Below are 4,212 nucleotides of genomic sequence, written 5' to 3' on the forward strand. Positions count from 1 at the left end.
GTCTCTACATCGATGACGTGCAGATTCTCGCGCCTAAGAGCGTTACGCAGAGGGATGTCGAGTTTACCGTCGCCGGCTTGAAGGATGCCGCGGGTATTGGCCGGTTCAACAATGATGCCTATGACGACATCGCCTTCGTCAGCGGGACAAACGACAATGTGACGATTTACTACGGCGCCGCCAGCGTTGACACAACCCCCGATGTGACCCTTTCGTCGCCTGGCGTTCAGCTCGATCTCTTACAGGTCAGAGGCGTCGGCGATGTCAATGGCGATGGTTGGGACGACATGGCGGCCACCAGCCCGGCCGCCTCCTGGCTGGTTCTGGGCGCCTCTGTCACGGGCGTCACGGCATTCAACGATACCCTGAAGGATGTTCAAGGACGTCTGTTTATTCCGCTGGGCGATATCAACGGCGACGGTTACAGCGATCTGGGGGCGCTGGCGCTTGAACAGAGTCCCGATATCGAACAGAACGGCGGCATCCTTGTCCATACCGTAGGACAGGTGATCCTTGGGCATCAAACCTGGACTGCCGCTAGCTTTGCGGTTCCCGATCTGGTTTTCGAACTGGACAACCCGTCTTACCAGGATCAATCGGGCGCGTTGATCGCCGGCCATTACTTCGCGGGCATCGGCAATTTCAACAACGACAGCCGCGATCATGACGGCAACTCCGGCACAGCAGAGATCGATCTTGACGACCTGGCCGTCGCCGAGACGCTGGGTGCGAAGGTTCACCTGTATTACGGCGAGGCGCTGGCGCGGTACGCCGCCCCCGAGGAGGCCGTGCCCGACAAGCCGCTGCCGAGGGAATTTGTCTTCGATCTGGCCAAGCCGAACATGGGCGGCGCCGCTTCGACGGCTTATACCGGCATCGATCTGGAAGATAACGATCAGGTGGCAGGGCTCGATCTGCATGATGCCTATGCCCTGGAGGGAAGCGCTCTTGACGAGCAGCTCTCCGTTGCCCAGTCGATCGGCGATTTCGACGGCGACGGACAGGACGACCTGCTTGTTTCCGGCGCCGAAAAGAGCTACATCTTCCTTGGCCCAGTCAGCCTCAGCGGACTTTCGCTCGTGACGACAGCGGCGGACTTCATCATTGACTGGGCCTCCCTTGGCCGTCCGGCGGACCGGATGGGCGATCTCGATGCCGACGGCAAGTCCGATCTGGCCTTCATCCGTCATGATGCGGGACGCACGGTGATTACCGTTATCCTCGGCGGTCGCGTTATGCCCAGAACCATCGATCTGAGTTCGCTGTATCCGCTCTACACACGGACTATTGAGCTTGAGGATTCGCTGTTCAACAACGCAGGCGACATCTCCGTGATGATTGCCAACTGGAGCGGCCATGTGGATGTTCAGACCGGTCGCGTCTTCAACGACCTTGTCGCCCTTTCCAGCCTGCCGGGCATCACCAACAGTTACGGCTACGTCTTCTCCGGTGATGGCATAAAGGCGACCACGGTGACCATCGGCGCCGGCGACGCCCTGGTAGATCTCAAACTCTTTACCAACACGGTGAGCGTGGCCACGGGCCGGGTGCCGGTGCGTTTGCCGAACCTGGATTCCTTCACCTCCGAGCAGGCGGTGACCATCGCGCCGGTTCACACCTTTGTCGGCGGTGCCGGAGCGATCACCGACGCCACGCAGACAATGCACGGGATCGGTACGGGGGATGTCGTCTCCACGACGCAGGCGGCCGGCAATGGTCTGAGTGCCATCTTCTATGACGGGATCGGCGTCGGACAATCCTCGACGGTCAGCGCCGCAAACTACAGCAACTACAGCATCTACGATTATAGCGTGACGACCTCCTCGGTCTATCTGAGCGCGCCGGGGGCCACATCCTTCAGCGTCTATGTTGACATCCAGCATTCGTACCAGGGGGATCTCGTCGTTTACATTATCGAACCCGACGGCACTTGGAACAACATCTGGAACCGCGCTGGAGGTGGCACGGACAACATCATCGGTACGTGGACAATTTCCGGAGTTGCCCAGACTTCCGGTTCCTGGCAGCTCTATGTCCGTGACGACGCCGGCGCTGATACCGGCTACATCAACACCTTCCAGGTTTCCGCCGAGGTTGGTTCATCGCAGGTGTGGAGCGGCACTGTTGCCACGGTCAACAATGACTGGGGATCGAGCTATCGTTGGCAGAGTCAGCCTTCCAATGGAGGAACCGATACCACTGACAACTACGATACCTTCTCTGAAAAATGGTCTGGCTATGTCACGCCGAAGGTTGCAGGTGTATACCAGTTTGCCACGGTCACCGATGACGGCGTCCGTCTTTACGTAGATACCGACGACAACGGCTCCAATGAACTTGTGATCAATAACTGGACCGATCACGGCTCGACTTGGGATTATTCGGGGAGCTATACGCTTGCTTTCGGTAGCTATTACTACATCGAGATGCAGCATTATGAAAACGGCGGCGGCGCCGTCGCCCAACTCTGGTGGAACGGCCCCGGCACCAACGGCTGGCAGATCGTCCCCCAGGAAAACCTCTTCACCGCCGACCAGGGGTCGTCCAAGCCGGTTTACATCCTCGACAACACGACGGTGGAATCGACCATTGCCATCACAACCGCCACCGATGTCGATTACAACTATCCAATCAAGGATGTCACCGTTAGAATCGACGATCTGCGGCATACCTACATCGGCGACCTGATTGTCTCGCTGGTGGCGCCGGACGGTCGCAGTTTCGTCCTTCACAACCGGACGGGCGGCGGTACTGACAATATCCTCAATACCTCCTACACCTCATCCAATGTGCCGTCCCTGTCGCTCCTGGCCGGGTCGAGCGTTCTGGGCAACTGGAAGCTCAGGATTACCGACTATGCCGGCAACGACCAGGGCTGGCTGAAGCAGTGGAGCCTGATCTTCAGCGTGGCTGAAGACGTGGAGCAGGTAACGCAATACACGCTTGGTTTCGGCGATACAAACGTGTCCGACCCTGACCATGTTTATGGCAACATCACCGACGTCAACGTGCGCCTCAATGTGGATCAGGCACGGATCAGCGACCTCAAGATCGAGCTTCTCCATCCGGACGGCACGACCAGAATCACCCTGTTCGACCGGCAGGGCGGTCTGGGCGCCGATCTCCTCAATACCGTGTTCGATGCCGGCGCCGGCCTGTCCATCACCAGTGGATCGGCTCCATTTGAAGGTGCCTATCGGCCGGTTGGCAGTCTCGACACATTCAGCGACTCCACGCTGGACCCCAACGGTACCTGGACACTGATCGTCACCGACTACAAACACGACAGCGATGCGACCGTCGATAGCCTTGTCAGTTGGTCTCTGGATATACGCACCGACGAATACATCAAGTCAGAGATCACTGTTAGTGGGCTGACGAGCGAGGACGACACCGTATCGCTTTCCGACGTCAACGTTCGCCTCGCTGTGACCCATCCGGTCACCAACGACCTTAAGTTCTGGCTTACCGCGCCCAACGGTACCCAACAGCAGTTGCTCAATACGAATAGCGGCCGCAGTCTGACCAACGCCGTCTTTGACGACGAACTGGAAGGCACTGACGTAATCCTGCACACAAGTGGTGGTTTCTTCGGCCGCTCCGGTGCGAACCTCAATGGCGCGTGGAAACTCGAAGTGGTCGATACCACAGGGAATTACGCAGGTACGATCAACTCCTGGGGTCTGGACATCGGCACCACGCCGATCGTCTCCGAGATCGATGTGGCCAACCTGCCTGACGGCCTGCGCGATCTGAATGTCACCGTGACCCTGGCCGACGACCCGGCAAATGGGTACACATTCGACCTGAGCGATTACACGCTGGCGCTGCGCGGTCCGGACGGGACGACCGTGACGCTCTTCGCGCAAACCGAGCTGGCCCTCAGCGCCCTCGGCAACATTGTCCTCGGCGCCACTTTTGACGACGAGGCGCCCGTTTCGATCATTACCGACGGCGATGCGCCCTACACCTCGACATACAAGGCGAAAGGCCTCTTGTCCGACTTTGACGGCAAGAATCCCAACGGAACCTGGCAGTTGGCAGCGACCGATCATACGGGTGAAACGGTTGGCTTGATCACCGACTGGTCCCTTACCTTCTCGTTCGAGCCGGAAGACGCCCAGAGCATCTCGGCAACGGTCGGGGGCGATGTCAACGGCGACGGTCTGGATGTGCTGCTCATCGGCGTCCAGGGGTGCATGGTGGTTCCGG

General features: G+C 59.0%; 1 protein-coding gene. It reads left to right on the forward strand.

Translation table 11 applies throughout. The features are described 5' to 3' along the window. Nucleotides 1–77: 77 nt before the first annotated feature. A partial coding sequence (locus ACYC56_RS12735; protein WP_461374552.1) for a proprotein convertase P-domain-containing protein occupies nucleotides 78–4,212 on the forward strand: 4,135 nt, incomplete at its 3' end.

It is taken from the genome of Candidatus Aquicultor sp., assembly GCF_054640775.1.